This window comes from Marinospirillum alkalitolerans (assembly GCF_045055655.1).
Lineage (GTDB): Bacteria > Pseudomonadota > Gammaproteobacteria > Pseudomonadales > Halomonadaceae > Marinospirillum > Marinospirillum alkalitolerans.
The window spans coordinates 64,791-85,243 of the sequence record NZ_JBANFI010000004.1 but is presented as its reverse complement, the minus strand read 5'-3'; the positions used below and the strand labels follow the sequence as shown (position 1 = coordinate 85,243).

Here is a 20,453-nt window from a genome sequence, read left to right as displayed (position 1 = left end):
TTGGCTGGCTCACTCAGGCTTGGGCTGGATTGAGGTAGCGCCGTGGGACGCGTGGTAGCAAGCCGGTCAGCAGGGTATAGCTGATGGTATCGCAATAGCGGGCGACCTCTTGCGCTGGAAGACGGGCTCCCCAGAGCTCAACTTGATCACCCACCTGAGCTTGCGGAAGATGGCTCAGGTTGACCATCAGCATATCCATTGATACCCGCCCAATCAGTGGGCAGCGTTGCCCATTCACCAGAACTGGCGTGCCTTCAACGGCTTGGCGTGGATAACCATCACCATAACCGCAGGCCACAACACCGACGCGCCCGCCTTCAGGCAGGACTCCACGTCCGCCATAGCCGATCTGACTGCCAGCAGGGTAGTCTTGAATCGCAATTAAGGCGCTGCGTAGAGTCATCACTGGCTGGAGTTGATCGGCTTCAGGCTGTGGGCCTGTAAAAGGACTCATACCATAGAGGGCGATGCCCGGGCGTTGCCAGGTAAAGCGCGCTGCGGGCCAGGCCAGGCTGGCAGCTGAATTGGCTAGGCTGACGGGCAACCCAGTTTGGTGTGCTAGCTCTTGCATGCAGCTGATTTGCTGCTGGGTAAGTGGATGATCAAGTTCATCAGCGCGGGCGCAATGGCTTGCGAGGAGCATGGATTGGGGCGCAAGCTTTTCAAGCTTGGCGAGGATGCTGGGGAGGTGTTGAGGTGCAAAGCCAAGTCGATGCATACCACTGTCGACTTTAATCCAGAGTGTCCAGGCGGTGGGCTGCTGGATTTGGGCTTGGTAAGCCGTCAACGCCTCGACTTGCCACTGACTGTGGATCATCAACCAGTAACCTTGTTCTGCAATGATCGGCAGCTCGTCAGCGCTGAAAAAACCTTCCAAAAGCAAGATAGGGTGGGTGATCCCTTGCTGGCGTAAGGCTTGGGCTTCCTCTAAACTCGCTACCGCAAAAGCTGGCGCGAGATCAGCCAATGCTTGAGCCGCAGGGAGCGCACCATGGCCGTAAGCATCGGCTTTTAAAACGGCGAGAGTCGAACCCGATGGGTTGAGTGCTTGAATCAGCGCAAAATTATGACGCAAAGCGTGCAGATTGATGTCTGCCACCAGTGGGCGAGTCATACAGAGGGGATCTCCAAAATATTCGAGAGTGAACCTGTCATCACAAACCAAGGAGTCTCTGATCAACGTCATCAGCGCAGGCTAGGTCAGGCGAAATTGAACGAAAAGGCGGAGTTTACAGCGAGTAAATAAGCGTTTTGGGGCCAATTTCAACGCCGCATAAGCAAGCGCAAGAGTTCATCAGAGGTTTCCTAAGCAGAGATTAAGGGCAATTCACCATGTTAATGTCAAGTGTTATTGGGCATCGCGGCGCACGCGCCTTGGTTGCAGAGAATACCCTCGCATCAATCCGTCGCGTTGCGGAGTTGGGTGGCCGCTGGGTTGAGCTGGATGTGCAGTTATCGCGTGATGGCGTTCCTTTTTTATTCCATGACGATCAGCTGGCTCCATTGACGGGGCAGACTGGGCGGGTGGGGGATTATGATGCTCAGCAGCTAGAGCAGATGCAGGTGATCCATGGTGCTCAGCCAGCCCAGCCTTTGGCCAGCTTGGCTCAAGCGCTCAATTTATGCATTGAATTGGGGCTAGGGTTAAATCTTGAGTTGAAGAGTGACGGGGTGCAACGGGGCGCCAAAACACTTGAGGTTTGTTGGCCGATGATGCGTGATCGACCCGAGCTGTCGTTGGTGATTTCCAGCTTTGATCCAGAAGCGCTGGTCGTGGCGCGCCGTCTTTGTCCTGCTGTACCGCGTAGCTGTCTTTTTGAAGCCTTGCCAAAAAACTGGCGCGATCAAGTGGATCAGGTGGCCGCTCGTGCGATTCATTTGGATGCCGAGCCACTCCAAGCTGAGCAGGTCGCGCAGATCAAGCAACTTGGTTTGGAAGTCTACTGTTATACCGTTAACTCACTTGAGCAAGGGTTAAAGCTCAGAAAATGGGGGGTGCAGGGCATTTTCACCGACGCGCCGCAGCTTTTTTTAGACGCTCCTGAATGGCGCAGCCTGCGCTTGCAGGCTTTTGGTGGTTAAAATACCGAGGATGTATTGAGCGTGCTAGCGGCTAAAGGATGGCGCTGATACAGCGATAATGAGCAGGTGTACCTGATGCTAGAGTGCCCTTGGACTGGGCACTTTTTATGGGGGCGCGCCTTTAATGGTGAGACGCCTTGAATGAATAGGGGTTAAGGCGCATCTGCCTCAAGTAAGAGTTCGATTAAATCCTGATGAATATCCGGTGTGCTGACCACCCAATCACGTGTATCCAGGTAAAAACTGCGATGTGGATCAGGATAAAGGTGAGCCAGCTTGGCTCCCGCTTCTTCGGCAATCAAGATCGCCGCCGCAAAATCCCATAAACTCAGGCTCTCGTAATAGCCATCCAAGCGTCCTTGGGCAACATGGCAAAGATCCAGCGCAGCAGAGCCGCAGCGACGGATATCCTGACATTCAGGAAGGAGATAAGCCAAGCGGTTGATTAAATGAGAAAGTTGCGATTTTTCATAGGGGAAACCTGTTGCAATCAAGGCGTTGCGAAAATGGCTGAGCCCAGAAACAGCGATAGGTTCACCATTTAAAAAGGCACCCTGGCCGCGTATGGCGGTGTAGGTCTCTTGCAAAAAGGGCGCATGCACCACGCCGATCAGGGGTTGGCCTCGATGATAAAAACCGATTGATACCGCCACATGTACCTGTCCATGCGCAAAATTCACCGTGCCATCAATCGGGTCCAGAATCCACAAGGCCTCAGCCGCTTCAGCCGCTTGTGTATCGGGTGCCAATTCTTCGCTTAAAATGACATCTTCAGGAAAGGCGGCTTGCAAGGCCTGGGTCAAGAAAGCATCAACCTGTTGATCGCAGCTGGTCACCAGTTCGTGATGGTCTTTAAACTCAGTCGAGAATTGGCCACTGGCACGAGCCGCGATTAGCTGCTCACCGGCTAAGCGGGCCAGCTCTAAAGCTTTTTGATGACGGGCTAAAACTTGTTCTTCACTAAAAGGATGGGATGCCGTGAAGGCGGAGATCAGGTTCACTTAGGCTCCTTCTCTGGTAGACTGAAAAAAGCGGCACTGATGCCGTGTCACCGAAAGAGTCTAGCACTCTTCAACCTTACTTGCTGGAGCTGGAATCAAAACAATGAAGTGGACAGATGGTTTAGGCTGGTTTTTGGGTTGTAGTTTGATTTTGGTTGGCTTTTGGCTCACGGGTTTTTATCTGCTGACAGGCTTGATGCTGGCTTTGGTGGGCTTTTTGTGGTGGCCACCCAGTCGTCAGGCCATGATGCAGCGCCTTAATCTGCCACCCATGCCATTACTGCATGTTGGCGTCACCCTCTGCCTATTGGTGATCGCCTTGTTTGCTTTTATTGGTCGCCATGGCGAGATCTTAGAGCAGCGCGCTTTCGAGGCGGGCTATCCAAGTTTAGAAGCTTGGCAGGAAGCGCAACGCCAGCCATCGCGTGAGAGCCATCAAGCAGAATAAAAGAGGGCCGTGAATGAGTAAGCAGCAAGCACTTTTTCCGCTTGAAGAAGGCGAAATCGAGCTGGGCATGAAGCTCCCTTGGACGGTCTTTACCGCTTCTGGACAGCTGATGATGAAAGAAGGCGCGCTGGTGGATAATCCGCGCAAGCTAGACAATCTGCTCAGTCAAGGGCATCGAGAAAGAGATCCGGCCACAGTGACCACGCCGGGCGAAGAAGCGCCACCTGCTGACCAGCCGCAGCCAGTTCGCTTTCAGGAAGATGTCAATCCTTTTGCTGAGCTAGACGAGTTAGGCTATCAGCTCCAGGCTATTTTTGAACGGATTGAGCGCCAGTGCGTCAAACCTGGCGAAGTCGAACGTAAGATCTATGATCTGGCGACCAGCATTCAGGGATTAGTCAAACTGGATGCTGATGCTGTGCTGGGTGCCGTGCATCTGAATCGCGAGCATCCTTATATTATTCAGCATCCCTTGCATGTCACGATCATGGCGGCTTTGATCGCGAAAAAGCTCCAAGTGCCGCAAAATATTCAGCTTTCTATGCTGGCCGGTGCCTTAACGCAAAATGTGGGCATGAATGCCTACCAAATGCGCTTGCATGCACAGCGTGAGCCGCTGACACCACGTCAGTGGGAATTGGTACACCAGCATCCCTTAGAAGGCGTGAAGCTACTTTCTGCGGCTGGAGTGAAAGATCCCTTATGGCTTCAGGTGGTGTTTCAACACCATGAAAAAAATAACGGCACTGGTTACCCCAAGGGTTTGAAAGGCAACCAGATTCGCCCAGAGGCCAGAATTGTTGCCTTGGGCGATGTGTACTCAGCTTTAGTCAGCGGCCGGCCACACCGTCCTGGAATGAGCGCCCAGCAAAGCCTGCGCTCCATCTTCCTTGAGCGTGGACAGCAGTTTGATCCCAAGCTGAGTATGGTGTTTTTGAATGAGCTGGGCTTGTATCCCCCCGGTGCGGGTGTGCGGCTACGCAATGGTGAGCAAGGCATCGTGATCAGGCGTACCAGCGATCAAAAAGCCCCCGTGGTCACCAGTGTGATGGACGAGCGAGGAGAGCTATTTATGCGCTTACAGCAAAGAAAAACCAGCGAGTATCAATACAATATCATTGGGCATTTAAATCCGCAGGACTGGCCGCGCTTTAATCCTACTCTCTTGTGGGGGATCAAGCTACGGAGGGTCAGCTGATGATGGCAAGGCAGGGGCAAGAGACTGCGATAGGAAACTCGGCCTGGCCATCTTGGATGCTGCTTCTGGCCGCTGTGCTCTTCTGGGGCTTCACCCAAGCAAGGGCTGATGAGCGTGCTGTGCTGGCTGCTGAAGTGCAACAGCGCATTGATGCTTTTGATGAAATCGATCAGCTCTTTCGCGCACTGCGTTTTAAGGTTGTGAACCAGCGCAGCCAAGATCATCAGGGGGCACTGGTCTATGCTGATCAGCTCGTTCAACTGGCTTATCAGTTACCTGGCTTGTTTGAAGCAGAAACACCGCGTCAGGTTATTCCTTTTAGTCGAGCACGTCCTGAAATCTGGTCACGCAAGGCACGCTATGATTTTTTAATGGATGAGTTTTTGGATAACCTTGAAGAGATTCAAGCTTTATTACGTCAAGCACGATTGACGGATGCCGGACATCGCATTGATCGCACTGCACAAAGCTGCCGACGCTGCCATGATCCCTTTCGTTATCGGCGCTAATTGGCGCTTTTCCCCGATTTTTTCTCCAGCGCCGCTCCTTATGGGCGGCGTTTTTCTTGATTGAGGTGGTTATGACAACAGCAGAATATGATTTTGATTTATTGGTGATTGGCGCAGGCTCCGGTGGGGTACGTGCCGCCAGAACCGCTGCAGCACAGGGTGTGCGCGTGGGGATTATTGAAGATCGCTACTGGGGCGGCACCTGCGTCAATGTGGGCTGTGTGCCCAAGAAGCTTTATAGCTATGCAGCCCATTTTGCGCAGGACTTTGCTGATGCAGCAGGTTATGGATGGCAGCTAGAAAAAACACCCAGTTTTCACTGGCCACAATTGCGTGATGCGCGCGCCACAGAGATTCAGCGTCTGAATGGGATCTATAACAAGTTACTCGATCAAAGCGGTGTGCAGCGGATTCATGGACGAGGCCGTGTACTTGGGCCGCACCAAGTCGCTGTTGGCGAGCAGGTTTTTCGTGCTGAGCGCCTTCTACTCGCCACGGGGGCTTGGCCTTTTATTCCTGATTTTGAAGGGGCTGATCTGTGTATTGATTCGAACCAGATTTTTGATCTAGCGGAGTTTCCGCAGCGCTTTCTAGTGTATGGCGGTGGTTATATTGCTGTCGAATTTGCATCGATCTTTCATGGATTGGGTGCCGAAACCACGCTGGTCTATCGCGGTGAGCAGATTCTACGTGGATTTGATCAAGAAATTGCCGCCTTTACGCAGGCGCAGATCGCCCAAACTGGCGTACAGCTGGCACTGAAGGAAGAGATCACCCGCATTGAGCGTCAAGCCACAGGGCTGTTGGTCACGCTATCCAGTGGTCGCCAGCTTGAAGTGGATCAGGTGTTGTGCGCCACAGGCCGTCGTGGTCATACCGAAGGTTTAGGTTTGGAGACTGTCGGTATCGAGGTAAACGCAGCGGGTGAAATCCCTGTCGATGAGCACTTTTGTACCTCCGTGCCCAGCATTTATGCGCTGGGTGATGTCACGGGTGGGCCGCAGCTTACGCCTGTTGCACTGGCTGAGGCCATGGTGCTGGTGCATAACCTCTACAGTGGTCAAGCACCGAAAAAGATGGATTATCAATCGATTCCAACAGCGGTCTTTTGCCATCCGAATATCGGCACTGTGGGCTTGAGTGAAGAAGCCGCGCGTGCTCAATATGCTGGTGTGCGCGTTTTTGTCACTGAGTTTAAGCCGATGCGCAATACCCTTTCGGGCAATCCAGGACGTTGCATGATGAAGTTGATTGTGGATGCGGCCAGCGATCGTGTTGTTGGCTGTCATGTGGTGGGATCTGATGCGGGTGAAATCGTGCAAGGCATAGGGATAGCCGTCAAAGCAGGACTCACCAAAGCTGATTTTGATGCCACGCTTGGAATCCATCCTACTTCGGCTGAAGAGCTGGTTACTTTGCGTCAGGTCACGCGTAGCTAGGGTGCTGCGGCCGTATTCATAATATTAAATTATGGTTACGGCCGCTATCCATAATGGCAAATTTGATTTCTGATCTCAGTCTGCTAAGATAGAGGCATCTTTGGACAGAGACAGAAACCGATGGATGCTTCTCAACTTGTTGTACGTCACCCTATCGCCGATGATGGTTACGCCATCTATCAGCTGATCCAGCGCTGCCCTCCTTTAGATCTGAACTCCGCTTATCTTTATCTTTTGCAGTCCACTCACTTTGCTCCCACCTGCCTGCTTGTTGAATACGAGGGCCAGGTCGAAGGCTTTGTTTCTGGTTATCTGCACCCACAACAAGCCGACACCTTTTTTCTTTGGCAGGTGGCGATAGGCGAGAAGCTCAGAGGCCAGGGTTATGCTCGTCGTCTGATTGAACAGCTGCTCCAGCGGCCTGCGCTGGCCAAAACACGTTTTTTAGAAACCACCATTACGCCAGATAACACCGCTTCCTGGGCTCTTTTTCGTGCTTTGGCGCGTGAACAGGGTGCCCCTTTAACCGAATCAGTGATGTTTAGTCAGCAGCAGCTCGGTGGTGAGCATCTGGCTGAGCATCTGGTGCGTATTGGTCCTTGGCCTGAATCTTGAACGATGAGATCAGCCAGCCAATAAAGCATTTCTCAGAATAAACTCATTGATAAGAAAGGAAAATCCGATGACTCACACGACACACAATACCGAATCACTCGAGCGCCTTGAATCTGAAGTGCGCACCTATAGCCGCTCTTTTCCAACTGTCTTTAAGCGTGCCAAGGGTGCCAAGCTCTATGATGAGCAAGATCGCGAATATATCGATTTTCTAGCCGGTGCGGGTACGCTGAACTATGGCCACAATAATCCTAAGCTTAAAAAAGTGCTGCTCGACTATATGATGGATGATGGCATCACCCATGGTCTGGATATGTGGACAGCGGCCAAGCGCGAATTTTTGGAAACCCTTGAAGAAGTGATCTTTAAACCGCGCGGTCTGGATTACAAGGTGCAGTTCTGTGGCCCAACCGGCACTAATGCGATTGAAGCGGCCTTGCGCATTGTGCGTAACGCTACGGGGCGCACCAATGTCATCTCTTTCACCAATGCCTTTCACGGTGTCACGCTAGGGGCTTTGGCGACCACAGCGAACAGCAAGTTCCGTCATGCTGCGGCGATGCCCACTCAGGGGGTGTCCTTCTTACCCTACTGTGGCTATATGGATGGTGATTCCTCCAGCTTGGCTTATCTTGAGAAAACCCTGACCGATAACTCCAGTGGTGTTGATTATCCAGCCGCTATCTTACTGGAAACTGTGCAGGGCGAGGGCGGTATCAACGTCGCATCAAAGGTTTGGTTACAAGGCATAGAAAAGATTTGCCGCAAGCATGGCATCTTGCTGATTGTGGATGATATTCAGTCAGGTTGTGGCCGGACAGGTAAGTATTTCAGCTTTGAAGAAGCGGGGATTAAACCAGATGTAGTGACAACCTCTAAATCACTTTCTGGCTATGGTTTGCCTTTCGCGGCCGTGTTTATGCGTCGCGATCTTGATCAATGGAAGCCCGGTGAGTACAACGGCACTTTCCGTGGTAATAACCTGGCCTTCGTGACTTCTGTAGCGGCCATGCGCGAATACTGGACCAATGATCATCTTGAAAAAGAAGTCACGCGCAAGGGCAAGATCGTTGAGTATCGCTTTAAACAAATGGCCCGTGTGTGCCAAGAGGCGGGTATCCAAGCAGAAGAACGCGGACGTGGCCTGATGCGCGGCTTGGATATTGTTGATGGTGAGCTGGCAGATGAGATTGTGGCGCAGTGCTTTGAAAAAGGACTCGTGATTGAAACCTGTGGTCCCAGCGGGCAGGTGCTCAAGTGCCTCTGCTCCTTGCTGATTACCGATGATGAACTCAACCAAGGCTTGGATATTCTGGAAAGCTGCCTGCGCGCTGTGCTCAGCGAAAAATCCCAAGCCGCTTAAAGTGCAGGTCTTCCTGCACGATGTGGTGAACCTGGCCTGAGAAAAGGTCAGGTTGAAGCCCAGATTGAGTCTTCAGCAAAAGATTTTAAGGATTAAAAGATGATTGTTCGTAATTTAGAAGCAGCACGCCAAACGGATCGCCTTGTTGTGGCGGAAAATGGCAACTGGGACAGCACTCGCTTGGTGCTGGCTGATGATGGGATGCATCACTCTTTTCATATCACGCGGATTTATGAGGGCACGGAAACGCCGATTCACTACAAGCATCACCTTGAAACAGTCTACTGTATTTCAGGTGAGGGTGAGGTTGAAACCGTCGCGGATGGCAAGATCTGGCCGATCAAGCCAGGTGATGTGTATATTCTGGATCAGCATGATCAGCATCTGCTGCGTGCACACAAAACCATGGAGCTGGCCTGTGTCTTTTATCCTGCCATTACAGGCACTGAAAAGCACCGTGCTGATGGCTCCTATGCGCCAGCTGATGAAGCCTGATTGATGCGTTGCTAAGATCTGTAAGCGACAAATAAGAAACGCGCTTTTTATAGCGCGTTTTTTTGTATTGAGCTAGGTCGCTTTGCGTGCACACTCAACGATCCGAGAGATCATCAATACGATCGCCACGAAAAATCAGAATGCGATTTCGTCCAGACCGTTTTGCCTGATACATGGTCTGATCTGCGGTATTGATCAGCGCCTCTGCGTCTTCAAAGCGAGCATGGCTGGCGAGGGTATGAAAAGCGATACCCATTGATGCCGAAATATACAAGTCTTGCTGCTGATGACTAAGCAGAGGCGTGGTCGCTAGATAGTTTTGTAAATGGCGCGCAAACTGAGTCGCCACATCCAGATGTACACTGGGCATCAAGACCAAAAACTCTTCGCCACCATAGCGCCCTACGCTGGCACCGCGCGGGACTTCCTGTTCTAACAGGCTGGCAAAGGCTTTTAAGGCACTATCGCCAAGCGCGTGGCCATACTGATCATTGAGCGTCTTGAAATAATCCAGATCAATAAAGATGACTGCCAGCGCATGCTCTTGGCCTTGCTCAACCCGCTTAAAGTACTCATTCAATAGGCGATCAATATACTGACGATTAAAAATGCCAGTCAGCGGATCACGCTTGAGCTGTTCTTGTAACTGCTGAGATTGGCGGCGTAGCGCATCAAGCTCTTGCTGCTGCTGGGCGACCTTTTGAATCATCTTCAAGTTACGCTCCACTAGAATGCTTTTAGCATCTTGAAGCAGCTGGAAGGTGTCCAGTTTTTCAGGCGCTTTCACTTGAAAAAGGCGTGCCAGTTCGGGAAGGGCTTCTTGTAAGCGCAGCAGCAGATGGGCAAAGCTTTGTTCATCAAGCTGGAGATAATCCTGACTCGCTTGGAAGGCGAGTGTCATAGCGATTTCACGATTAGAGCTGAGCCAGGTATCGGCCAGCAGGCCAGATAAAGCCAGTACGCGCAGATTGATGTCTTTTTTATCGATTTCTTTTGGCAAGGCATGGCTTTGTTCAATTAGTCGCGTATAGAGGCTGGGTAATCCCCAGCGTGCGCCAAGCCATGCACCAACTTGCGCATGCTGAGTTTGAAACTCTCTTTCTTCAAAGGAGGCCAATTGGCGATGGGATCGTGCGCTATGGAAGATGACGCCATAGATATCAGCATCAATTTCGTTCAGCGCCAGCATACCTATATCCTGCATGACCGCAGCAATATAGACAGTTTCGACATCAAAGGGTTGGCGTAGCGTTTTCTTCAGTTCGCGCACAGCCAAGCCGCTTAAAAGGGCACGCTTCCAAAATGAATCAAGATCCATGCCGTTATGCGTTGCATAGCCAGAGCGCACTAAGCCAAAGCTCAAGGCCAGCGATAGCGCACCTTCAACACCGATCCGGTTCACAGCTTGTAGGATCGATTTCAATGGATGGCCGCCATAAAAGCTGGAGTTGGCAACCGAAAGAATCTTGGCGCATAAGGAAGGGTCCTGCGCTAAGGTATCTGCGAGGTTTTGACTTCCTGTCGAGGGTGTCCGTGCCAGCTCGATCACTTTCAGCACGATGGCAGGGAGTGATGGCAGGCTCGTGCAGTGTTCCAAACGCTGCGCAAGAGTAGGAGGAAGCATCCGCTGAGCAGATAAAGGCATGCAATTTAACCGATAATGAAGGATTTCATGCGCGATTATACATCATTGCTGACTAAGCTGAATCCCTTGGCACACTAAGTGCAGAAAAGAGATCCTGATGTCGCTCTCAGAGGCCTTGTAATGCTTCGATATGTCGATGCACTGAGCGCGCAAGCGGTGCCAGCTCATAGCCTCCTTCCAGTACTGAAACCAGACGACCGCCGCTGTGCGCCTGGGCTTGATCCATTAGCAGCTGGGTAATCCAATAGTAATCATCATCTTCAAGGTCGAGCTCGCCCATTGGATCTTCACGGTGAGCATCAAAGCCAGCCGAGACCAGAATCAGTTGTGGTTTGAATTTTTGCAGTGCAGGGAGCCAAGAAGCCTCGATCTGCTTACGAAATGCCAAGCTGGCTGTGTGGGCATCCAGTGGCGTATTGATGATGTGCTCTGCGTTCAGATCAGCATAGCGCCAAGGGTAAAAGGGGTGCTGAAAGCTCGAACACACTAAGACGCGCGGATCATTGCGAAAAATATCGACAGTGCCATTGCCGTGGTGCACATCAAAATCCACTATAGCCACGCGTTCAAGCCCATACACCTCAAGTGCATGCAGCGCGCCGACGGCGACATTGTTATAAAAGCAAAAGCCCATACTCTCGACCTTCTCTGCATGATGGCCTGGTGGGCGTACAGCACAAAACACATTATCGGCTTGATTCTTAAAGATCTGATCGACACCTTTAATGACTGCGCCGGCGGCAATCGCTGCGGCCTCAAGAGAGCGGGGTGCGAGCAGTGTCTCATCTTCGATGGCAGTAAAGCCCTCTTGTGGCAAGCTGAGCTCTAAAGAACGCAGGTGAGCGCGCGGATGCACACGACACAGCTGCTCTTCAGTCACTGGCTTCGCCTTATATTGCAGCAGTTGATTCATTAAGCCGCTGAGCATCAGCTGATCCACTATGGCATTTAAACGCAGGGGATTCTCTGGATGCCAAGGTCCCATATCATGCAGTGCGCAATCTGGATGCGTAATAAAAGAGGTGATCATTGGCTCTGGCCCTAAATAATCGATGGTTGACTCAAGACAAGTTCATGCAGTCCTTGCCGCCTGATTGCCCACTTTTGTTGATCAAAAGAACAGCTTAATGAGTCAATATTAGTTTAAACTGGCACACAGTTGCTGGATACTGGGCGAACGTCTTAGGAAACCTCTGATTCACTACTGCGCTGGGTGATGCTGCGTTGAAATTGGTCTCAAAATGCTCATTTACTCCATGTAAACTCCGCTTTTTCGTCCAATTTCGCCTTGCCTGACCTGCGCTCATGACGTTAATCAGAGGCTCCTTAGAGAAACAGGCTAATCGCGTGGCCTGTCATTCTTGATCGGAGGTGTTGGATGAGTACCCGTTTTTTACGCTACTTCTTTGAGCCGCGCTCTCTTGCGGTTATTGGCGCATCAGAGAAAAACTTTAGCCTCGGTGGGCAGGTGGTCGTCAATCTGCTGGAGGCTCAGTTTGCCGGTCGTATCTGGGTGGTGAATGCCAAGGATTATGGCGAGGTGCATGGCTGCCCCTGTTATCTGTCTGTAGAGGATCTTCCCGAGGTTCCTGATTTAGCGGTGGTCTGTACGCCTGCCAGTGAAGCTCCTGGCGTGGTTGAGGCCTTAGGACATTTTGGTGTGAAGGCCGCTTTGGTGCTGACATCAGGCCAAGGACAGCGTGCGACCAACTATCGCGAACATCTTCTGGAGGCGGCCCAAAAGTCAGGGATTCGCGTGATGGGCCCTGAGTGCATGGGCATTTTGGTGCCAGCGCGTAAACTCAATGCCAGCTACGCCCCGCAGAATATTAAATCTGGCAAGGTTGCCTATATCGGCCAATCTGGGATGCTCGGCAATGCCATTATCGACTGGGCCAATGGTCGAGGCATCGGCTTCTCTCATTTAGTCACGCTGGGCAATAGCGTGGATGTCAGGCTTGCCGATGTGATCGATTACATTAATCGCTATACCGGTGCGCAGGCGATCTTGTTACATCTCGAACACCTGCCGGATTGTCGCCACTTTATGACCGCTGTGCGTGAGGCCTCGCGCAATAAGCTGGTTCTGGCGATCAAATCGGGTCGTACGCCTGAGGCGCAGGGCGACCCTTTATTGATCACCCCCGGTTTACCCAATCGTGATCCTGTTTATGATGCGGCCTTTTCACGCGCCGGTATGGTGCGGGTCGATAACAGTGAAGAATTGTTTGATGCTTTAGAAACCTTGACACGGATGCGGCCAGTGCGCGGTGATCGTCTCGCGATTATCAGTAATGGCCTCGGCCCCAGTATGCTGGCCGTGGATCGTTTGATTCACCAAGGCGGGCAGCTGGCCCAGTTGAGCGCGAGCACCACCCAGCGTTTACAAGACTGGCTGCCAACAGATCAGCCGCGCTCTAACCCTTTAGATATTGGTGGCGGGGCGACACCGCAGATGTTTGTTGAAGCCATTCAGATCATCAGTGAAGATCCTGGCGTGGATGCTGTGCTGGTGGTTCATGCACCGACACGGTTGGCCCCCAGTGAGGCCACGGCCTTGGCGCTGATCGCCAACAAAAAAACCTTTAAGCGCAATCTGCTGACCAGCTGGATGGGGCTGAATCATGCCTTTCCCGCACGTCATGAGTTCAATCTGGCCGGTATTCCGACCTATCTGTCGCCAGAGAAGGCAGTACAAGCGTTTATGCATCTGGTGAACTACCAGCGCAATCAGCAGCTCTTGCAGGAAACGCCGCCAACCCTGGCCTTTAATACGGCGAAAGAGGCTCGGGCCTCAGCCCAGCAGCTGGTCAGCGAGGTGGCAGCACAAGGGCGGGGTTATCTGACCCATCAAGAAACCAAACTCGTGCTGGAAGCCTATGGGATCGATGTTGCGCCAACCGCCTATGCACAAACACCTGAGCAGATTGCCGAACTGGCGGAAGCGATTGCTGGCCCGAAGGCATTAAAGATCAATCACACAACCAACTGCTATCCATTTCATTACCGCAAGCACCCACATAAAATCTCAGCGGGCTTGTTACATGATTTAGAAAGCGCCGAAGATGTACGCTTAGGTGCACTGCGCTTGGCTGATAAGGTGCAAGAGAAGTTTCCAGAAAGCCAATTCCATGATTTTGTCTTGCAGCCGATGCAGCGTGGCAAGCACTCGATGCAGCTCAACGTGGGTATTACACGCGATCCAGTTTTTGGGCCAGTGATTCTGTTTGGTATTGGCGGCTATAAGGTCAATATTCTGATCGATCGTCAGGTGGCCTTGCCGCCATTGAATATGACTCTGGCAATGCATCTCATACATAGTAGCCATGCGGGTCAGCTGATTTCAGGGCATTCAGCCCATGCTGAGCGAGATTTACAGCGCTTGGCAGAGCTGCTGGTCAAACTGAGCCAGCTTTGCTCGGATGTGCCCTTGTTAAAAGGACTCGAGATCAATCCGCTGCTGCTGAATCGTGATGGTTTGATGGCCATCGATATTCAGTGTGATCTTGGGGAACCAGCTTATCATGCCATCATGCCTTATCCAGAAGACTTGCGAAAACAAGTCACACTCAAGGATGGGCGGCAGGTCGAGGTGCGGCCGATTCGTGGCGAAGATGCGGTGGCGTTATTGCGTTTTCACAGTCGTTTATCAGAAGAAAGCATACGTTTTCGCTACTTCCATAATAAATCCGACCTCACCAAGCGTGATCTCTCCTTGCTGACCCAGATCAACTATGATCGTCAGATGGCCTTTATTGCCGAAGAAACACTGGCAGATGGCACCCAAGAAATCCTGGGTGTTTCAAGGATCTGGACTGATCCAGACAATATCCGCACTGAGTTTTCAGTGATTATTCGTGATGATTTGCAGGGATTGGGATTGGGATCCTTGTTGATGAACAAGCTGATCAGCTATAGCAAAAGTGTGGGTACACTGGAGATGATCGGCAAGATTATGGTCGAAAATCACCCGATGCGCGGCCTGATGAAGCATCTGGGTTTTCGCTGCACCTATAATCTTGATGAGCAGGTGATAGATGCGGTGTTGCCGCTGAATGAGCCAGCGAATGAATGGCAGCGCCATCGCTTGGCCCATCCTGTCGATTAACCTACCGAAGTTCCTCGATTTTTGTCAATCAAGGCCGCCATCTCAGCGTGGATGGTGGCCTTGTCTTTTCTTAGCGCAGCGGCTCTGCTGCATCGGCCGTGATGAGACTAGGGCGCAAGACGCTCGCGTTTCCAACCATCTTCAGTGCGGATAAAGTTCAGCCGATCATGCAAGCGGCTGGGTTGACCTTGCCAGAACTCAACGCGCTGCGCCTCAATGCGATAACCACCCCAGTGTTCAGGCCGTGGCAAAATAGCGCAGTCTTTAAACTGTTCTTCGAGCATGGCTTGGCGTTCAGTCAAGGTCGCCCGCGAGGCAATCACCTGGCTTTGCTCAGAAGCCCAAGCGCCGATCTGGCTTTCGCGCGGACGACTTTGAAAATAAGCCTCAGATTGCGCTGGATCGAGTTGAATCGCACGGCCTTCAATCCGCACTTGGCGTTGCTGCTGTTCCCACCAAAAAAGCAGGCTGCAGCGCGGATTCGCGGCCAATTCGCGGCCTTTATCGCTCAAATAGTTAGTGTAAAAGATCCAGCCTTGTTCTGCGGAAAAGCCCTTGAGCAGCAGTGTTCTGGCCTTGGGTTGGCCCTCAGCGTCCACTGTGGTCACGGTCATGGCATTAGGATCGAGCACTTCACTGCTCAGCGCCTCTTGCAGCCAGCGGGTAAACAGAGCAAAAGGGCAGTCTCCTGCCTTGTGTTCATCTAAACTATCGAGATCGTAGGTGCGACGTAGTGCCTCGAGGTTTTGGTTCATCAGGCTTTCCTCATGCGTTAGAATGTCTAAAATCGTGATTAAAGTATCGATCAATAAAGGAGTTTTGTGATGTCTGAGCCCCATTCTGCAGCAGATACTGCCCAGAAGGTAGGTCAAAAAGTCAAAGTCTGGGATTGGTCAATCCGTGTTTTTCACTGGTCCTTACCCATCCTGCTGTTTGCGCTATGGTACACCCGCATTGATACTGATGTGCATATGATTTTTGCGCAAATTCTGATGGGGATGCTGGTGTATCGCTTCATCTGGGGCGTCATCGGCACACCCTATGCGCGCTTTGGTCATTTCCTGTACGGACCGCAGCGCTTTTGGCAGTATCTCATCCACTTCTTCAGTCAAAACAAGCCTGTTTATCTTAGTCACAATCCTATGGGGGGCGTGATGGTGCTGGTGCTACTGAGTGCGCTGAGTTTTCAGCTGATCACTGGGCTCTTCACCAACGACTGGATTTTTCCTGGTCCCTTGTCTCAGTATGTTTCAAGCAGCACGGCACAATGGATGATGGATTGGCATCATCGCTTTTTTGATTACCTGCTGATCTTGATAGGTTTACATTTAACCGCGATCCTGGTCTATCGGATCAAAGGAGAAGGGCTGGTCTGGGCGATGCTTAGTGGTAGCAAGCAGGTGGGTGCAGAAGGTATGGCGGATGCCGCACAACAGCCGGTCGTCTTCCCTTGGTGGCGTTTTGTGCTGGCCGTTGGCTTGTCTCTTGCCAGTGTTGGTTTGGTTTTTCACTATTTGGCTTAAGAAGCCTGATCAACAGTAAATAGGTCAAGAGATCGCTGTAAAAACTCAAGCTTGACCAGACTGAGCCTCGAAACAGACTGAGAACAGACCCTGTTTCGAGGCTCACTCTAACTAACAGATGAACCGCGGGGATTAACGTGCGCGGTAGTCATCATGGCAGCTGCGGCAACCACGCTGTACAGCACCAATGGCTGAGCGGGCTTGGCGGACATCAAAACCTTCTTGTGATGAAGCTTCAATCAGTGCTGTCAGCGCTTGACCAAACTCAGCACCTTTAGCCTGAAAACCAGACATATCACTCCAGGCACGGCTCAACAGGCGGCTAGAATCCACATCCGCTGTTTCCGGGAAATAGGTTTCACCCAGCAGGCTCCCCGCCATCCCGATATTGCGTGCACGCTCATTCACTGCTTCGGCACTAAACTCTTGGCGACCCTGCAGCATGGCACCCATAACATTCATCTGCGCGCTCATTACTTGGTACAGGGCTTGGCGATATTTGACTGCATCTTCAGGATCAAAAGCACTGGCTTGGGCGCTGGTTGCAGTTAAACCCATCAGACCTGCAACGGCCAAGGTTTTTAGTTGCTTCAACATAGACTTCTCCTTCTCTTCATCTTTAACGAGTATCAGACGATTCTGATGCAGTTACTTTACAGTAAAAAGTAAAGCTCAGCAAAAGATGGCCGACTCAGTAAAACAGCTCTGTTTTTTGGTATCTCGGTGTCATTTTTTGCCGCCCAAGTGTAGCCCTGTTGGACACAAAGATACGATATCCGCGACAAAAGACTGAGAGGGAAGGGTGTTCAAAAGGCTGCGGACTGCTATTATAGCGCTGGGTTCGCCGCATGATGAACGGCTGATATACATTTCACATAACCTGTTGTCTTAATTAAAGGATCGCAATATGGATCTTGCTACGCTGCTTGGCCTGGTACTGGGTTTCACTCTGGTGGTTTTAGCGATTATCACCAGTGCAGACTTAGGACTATTTATGAGTTTGCCCAGTTTATTGGTGGTCGTCGGTGGGGCCTTCTCAGCAGCCTTGATCAAATACCGGATTCAAAGCTACCTCGTGGCTTTAAAAGAAGGCTGCTTAACAGCCTTCTTTGAGCGCAATGACAACCCACGTGAAATTATCGCCCTGGCTAACCGCCTGTCTCGTATTGCGCGCCGTAATGGCCTGTTGGGCTTGGAAGATGAGCCGATTGATAATGCCTTCTTTGCTAAAGGCGTACAGATGTGTGTGGATGGCAGTGCACCTGAGTTTATTCAGGAAGTATTGCAAAAAGAAATGATCCTAACGATGGAGCGCAAATCCTTAGCAGAAAAGGTTTTTCGTTCATTGGGCGATCTTGCACCAGCCTTTGGGATGATCGGGACGCTGATCGGTCTGATTGCGATGTTGAACAACCTTGATGACCCGACCAAGCTCGGTCCAGGTATGGCCTTGGCCCTGATTACCACCTTCTATGGTTCGCTCTTGGCTCAGCTGATCTTTATTCCGCTCGCGGACAAGCTGGAAATGAAGTCAGACGAGCTGCGCAATAACATGTCTTTGATTGTTGATTCCGTGATGGGGATTTACAACGGGATGAATCCACAGGTTCTGGATGAATTGCTAGAAACCTATCTGCCCGAGTATCAGCGTGGTGCCATGAACATGACCGAAGAAATCGAGTAGTGGTTGACTTGATTCGGTGCTGATCACAAGGGATAGCTTCTGATTATGACGAAAAAAAGAGAAATACCGCAGAAGAAAAAGAAAGAAATCAAAGGCACGCCCATCGCGCCCTGGATGGTGACCTTTGCCGACATGATGACCCTCTTGCTAGTGTTCTTCGTGTTGATTCTTTCTTTCTCGACGATGGAGCAGGAGCGTTTTCGGGCGATCTCGATGGCTTTGCAAAATTCTTTTGGTTTTCAGATGATGAATCCACTGAATTTGATTCCAGTCGATAATCCGCCTCGAACTGAGAACGTTGTGGCGCCTATTCGCCCTGAACCCCCTACAACCGAAAACACTGGAACGGAAAACCAGCTGGATGCACTTGGGAACCGGCTGCAAACCAATTTCACTGATGAAATTGAGCGGGGTCTGATCATCGTTGAGCATGATGAAGATCACATCATCATTCGCTTTCCTGACGATGCAGCCTTTGGCCCTGCCAGCGATTGGTTAGAGCCGCAGATGGTCCCGATTATTCAGCGTGTGGGTGATCTGATCTCTGAGTTTGATATGTATGTGATCGTGGGTGGACACACGGATAATATCCCGATTCACAACCAGCGTTATCGTTCAAACTGGGAACTCTCGGCGGCGCGTGCGGTTTCAGTCGCGCATGAGCTGACTTGGATGAGTGATCTGAACGAGGAATATTTGTATGTGGTCGGTAATGGTGATGCGCGTCCGATTGCCTCCAACGCAACACCAGAAGAGCGGGCCCGTAATCGCCGCGTCGATATTCTACTGATGGAGCGTGATATTACTGATGAGCGTGAGGTTTTCCAGGGGATTCAGCAGATACCGACTTATCGCTAAAGCGTCTTCTGTTTTATCTTCACCATCCTCCAGCGCCCTGATATTCAGGGCGTTTTTGTGTGTATGGCTCGCTGGATGCTATCGGGTCTTGAGAAGAAGAACGGAGCCGAGTGGTCTGCTTGATGATCAGCAGCTTCAATCAGCAACAGGAGAGCACTCTAGATATGGATTTGCTGCCAGCGCCGCCGTTGCCAGAGCAGAATAAAAGCACTGGAATTCAGTAAGCGATAGATCAGCTGAACCGACCAAATGCCGAGCAGGCCATAGCCAAGATAGAGCCCTACCCACCAGGCCAAAGGCAAAAAAACCAGCCATTGTAGTGTCAGGCTCAGCTGCATGACTTGTTTTTGTGCTCCAGCGCCTTGTAATGCCTGATTAAAGACGATGGCCGATGCATCCAACGCAATCATGATGCCGGTCAACATCAACGGCACACGCCCCAAGGCGATCAGCTCAGGATCATGCAGGAAAAAACCAAGAATCACTTCTGGGATCAGCAGCATCGGGACAGCCAGAATAGCCAGTAGCCCAGAGGCGATGCGCATGACTTCCCAGCCCCAGCGATGGGCTTCTTCTTTTTTGTTTGCGCCAAGGCTGTTGCCAACCAGTGTCATCGCGGCCATACCTAGCCCCACGGCAGGCAAAATTAGTAGTAAAGAAAGATGCACCAGTACATGACCAACAGCGACACTCGCCGTATTGATCTGCCCCAAAAACCAAAAAAGCACCACATAGCTCACCGCAAACAAAAACTGCTGCACTGAATGGGGCAAGGCTAGACGGAGCGTGCGCTGCATTAATGCCCAGCTAGGGAGTTGAAAGAAAAAGCCGCTGGGGCAAGCGCGACGCCAGGTTAATCCAGCCCAAAGTAACGCGCCAAAGGTGACAGAAAGGCTGGTGCCCAAGGCCGCACCCACCACGCCGAGAGGCGGGATCCCCCATCCCCCATGAATCAGCCACACACTGAGCAGAATATTCAGGCCATGGGTGAGCAGCACAATACGCAAATACAGGCCAGATTGATGCACACCATGCCAGTAACCACGAAAACAAAGGGTCAGGATAACTGGCAGCAGCGCCAAGATACGCCACTCAAAGTAGGCCTTGGCATAGCCTTGGACTTCAGTACTGGGATTGAGCCAACTGATCAGCCGTTCGGATTCGAGCCAGCCAACCCAAGTCAGCGGCAGCACCAGCACCAGCGCCCACAGCATCGCGGCATTGAGTGGTAAAGCGCGTATCGCATATTGACGGGCGCCATGCCTTCTGGCCACTTGCGACTGAACACTCGAACCGAGTCCCATCAGCAGCGCGGTGATCATGAACACGGCATAGCCACCAAGCCCCACGCCAGCCAAGGGTTCTTCGCCAAGGCGACCAACGAGAGCGGCATCGACCAGATTCAACACACTCTGGCTCAGCATACCGCCCATCATTGGCAGGGCAAGCCCCAAAACTTGGCGACTGCGTGTCAAGCTGAACATC

At 51.7% G+C, this 20,453-nt stretch carries 19 protein-coding genes; 12 read left to right on the top strand and 7 right to left on the bottom strand.

Going from position 1 to position 20,453, the window contains the following annotated elements; genetic code table 11:
* Window positions 1–13: 13 nt before the first annotated feature.
* Window positions 14–1,114, bottom strand: a complete 1,101-nt coding sequence (gene alr, locus V6U78_RS07250) for an alanine racemase (RefSeq protein ID WP_405338928.1) — start codon at window positions 1,112–1,114, stop codon at window positions 14–16.
* A 218-nt stretch (window positions 1,115–1,332) separates the two neighbouring features.
* Here alr and V6U78_RS07245 point away from each other — a divergent pair, with 218 nt between their 5' ends.
* The gene (locus V6U78_RS07245; RefSeq protein ID WP_405338926.1) at window positions 1,333–2,082 is read left to right on the top strand and encodes a glycerophosphodiester phosphodiesterase family protein; all 750 of its coding nucleotides are present in this window, start codon (window positions 1,333–1,335) and stop codon (window positions 2,080–2,082) included.
* Between the two features lie 152 nt (window positions 2,083–2,234).
* On the opposite strand, the gene V6U78_RS07240 is transcribed toward V6U78_RS07245, so the two are convergent.
* The gene (locus V6U78_RS07240; RefSeq protein WP_405338924.1) at window positions 2,235–3,083 is read right to left on the bottom strand and encodes an inositol monophosphatase family protein; all 849 of its coding nucleotides are present in this window, start codon (window positions 3,081–3,083) and stop codon (window positions 2,235–2,237) included.
* A 103-nt stretch (window positions 3,084–3,186) separates the two neighbouring features.
* On the opposite strand from V6U78_RS07240, the gene V6U78_RS07235 reads away from it, so the two are divergent.
* The 7 genes from V6U78_RS07235 (at window position 3,187) to V6U78_RS07205 (ending at window position 9,150) form a co-directional block, all read left to right on the top strand.
* Window positions 3,187–3,531 (top strand): hypothetical protein, encoded by a 345-nt coding sequence (locus tag V6U78_RS07235; RefSeq protein ID WP_405338922.1) that lies wholly within the window; start codon window positions 3,187–3,189, stop codon window positions 3,529–3,531.
* A gap of 13 nt (window positions 3,532–3,544) precedes the next feature.
* Window positions 3,545–4,729 carry an HD-GYP domain-containing protein gene (locus tag V6U78_RS07230; RefSeq protein ID WP_405338920.1) on the top strand — a complete coding sequence of 395 codons (1,185 nt, stop codon included), beginning with the start codon at window positions 3,545–3,547 and terminating at the stop codon, window positions 4,727–4,729.
* On the top strand, window positions 4,729–5,238 hold the full coding sequence (locus V6U78_RS07225) for a cytochrome c (RefSeq protein WP_405338918.1): 510 nt from the start codon (window positions 4,729–4,731) through the stop codon (window positions 5,236–5,238). The genes V6U78_RS07230 and V6U78_RS07225 overlap by 1 nt, the downstream gene beginning before the upstream one ends.
* A 71-nt stretch (window positions 5,239–5,309) precedes the next feature.
* Window positions 5,310–6,677 (top strand): glutathione-disulfide reductase, encoded by a 1,368-nt coding sequence (gene gorA, locus V6U78_RS07220; protein ID WP_405338916.1) that lies wholly within the window; start codon window positions 5,310–5,312, stop codon window positions 6,675–6,677.
* 120 nt (window positions 6,678–6,797) lie between these two features.
* A complete protein-coding gene (gene ectA, locus V6U78_RS07215; RefSeq protein ID WP_405338914.1) occupies window positions 6,798–7,292 on the top strand; it encodes a diaminobutyrate acetyltransferase in 495 nt (164 codons plus the stop codon).
* A 67-nt stretch (window positions 7,293–7,359) separates the two neighbouring features.
* Window positions 7,360–8,655 (top strand): diaminobutyrate--2-oxoglutarate transaminase, encoded by a 1,296-nt coding sequence (gene ectB, locus V6U78_RS07210; protein ID WP_405338912.1) that lies wholly within the window; start codon window positions 7,360–7,362, stop codon window positions 8,653–8,655.
* Window positions 8,656–8,754: 99 nt separating this feature from the next.
* The gene (locus V6U78_RS07205; protein WP_405338910.1) at window positions 8,755–9,150 is read left to right on the top strand and encodes an ectoine synthase; all 396 of its coding nucleotides are present in this window, start codon (window positions 8,755–8,757) and stop codon (window positions 9,148–9,150) included.
* A gap of 94 nt (window positions 9,151–9,244) precedes the next feature.
* Here the strand turns inward: V6U78_RS07205 and V6U78_RS07200 are convergent, their stop codons facing one another.
* Window positions 9,245–10,795: a sensor domain-containing diguanylate cyclase gene (locus V6U78_RS07200; protein ID WP_405338908.1), complete on the bottom strand. Its 1,551-nt coding sequence runs from the start codon at window positions 10,793–10,795 to the stop codon at window positions 9,245–9,247.
* A 106-nt stretch (window positions 10,796–10,901) separates the two neighbouring features.
* Window positions 10,902–11,825 (bottom strand): histone deacetylase family protein, encoded by a 924-nt coding sequence (locus V6U78_RS07195; protein ID WP_405338906.1) that lies wholly within the window; start codon window positions 11,823–11,825, stop codon window positions 10,902–10,904.
* A 348-nt stretch (window positions 11,826–12,173) separates the two neighbouring features.
* On the opposite strand from V6U78_RS07195, the gene V6U78_RS07190 reads away from it, so the two are divergent.
* Window positions 12,174–14,903 carry a bifunctional acetate--CoA ligase family protein/GNAT family N-acetyltransferase gene (locus tag V6U78_RS07190; protein WP_405338904.1) on the top strand — a complete coding sequence of 910 codons (2,730 nt, stop codon included), beginning with the start codon at window positions 12,174–12,176 and terminating at the stop codon, window positions 14,901–14,903.
* Window positions 14,904–15,010: 107 nt separating this feature from the next.
* Here V6U78_RS07190 and pdxH read toward each other — a convergent pair whose 3' ends face one another.
* Window positions 15,011–15,658 carry a pyridoxamine 5'-phosphate oxidase gene (gene pdxH, locus V6U78_RS07185; RefSeq protein WP_405338902.1) on the bottom strand — a complete coding sequence of 216 codons (648 nt, stop codon included), beginning with the start codon at window positions 15,656–15,658 and terminating at the stop codon, window positions 15,011–15,013.
* Between the two features lie 69 nt (window positions 15,659–15,727).
* Here pdxH and V6U78_RS07180 point away from each other — a divergent pair, with 69 nt between their 5' ends.
* Window positions 15,728–16,426, top strand: a complete 699-nt coding sequence (locus V6U78_RS07180) for a cytochrome b/b6 domain-containing protein (RefSeq protein ID WP_405338900.1) — start codon at window positions 15,728–15,730, stop codon at window positions 16,424–16,426.
* 132 nt (window positions 16,427–16,558) lie between these two features.
* On the opposite strand, the gene V6U78_RS07175 is transcribed toward V6U78_RS07180, so the two are convergent.
* Window positions 16,559–17,023 (bottom strand): c-type cytochrome, encoded by a 465-nt coding sequence (locus V6U78_RS07175; protein WP_405338898.1) that lies wholly within the window; start codon window positions 17,021–17,023, stop codon window positions 16,559–16,561.
* A gap of 310 nt (window positions 17,024–17,333) precedes the next feature.
* Between V6U78_RS07175 and V6U78_RS07170 the strand changes: the two genes are divergently transcribed.
* Window positions 17,334–18,110, top strand: coding sequence for a motility protein A (locus tag V6U78_RS07170; protein WP_405338896.1), 777 nt, complete (start codon window positions 17,334–17,336; stop codon window positions 18,108–18,110).
* A 45-nt stretch (window positions 18,111–18,155) separates the two neighbouring features.
* Window positions 18,156–18,968, top strand: a complete 813-nt coding sequence (locus tag V6U78_RS07165) for a flagellar motor protein MotB (protein WP_405338894.1) — start codon at window positions 18,156–18,158, stop codon at window positions 18,966–18,968.
* Between the two features lie 158 nt (window positions 18,969–19,126).
* Here the strand turns inward: V6U78_RS07165 and V6U78_RS07160 are convergent, their stop codons facing one another.
* Window positions 19,127–20,452, bottom strand: a complete 1,326-nt coding sequence (locus V6U78_RS07160; RefSeq protein ID WP_405338892.1) for an MATE family efflux transporter — start codon at window positions 20,450–20,452, stop codon at window positions 19,127–19,129.
* Window position 20,453: the final 1 nt, after the last annotated feature.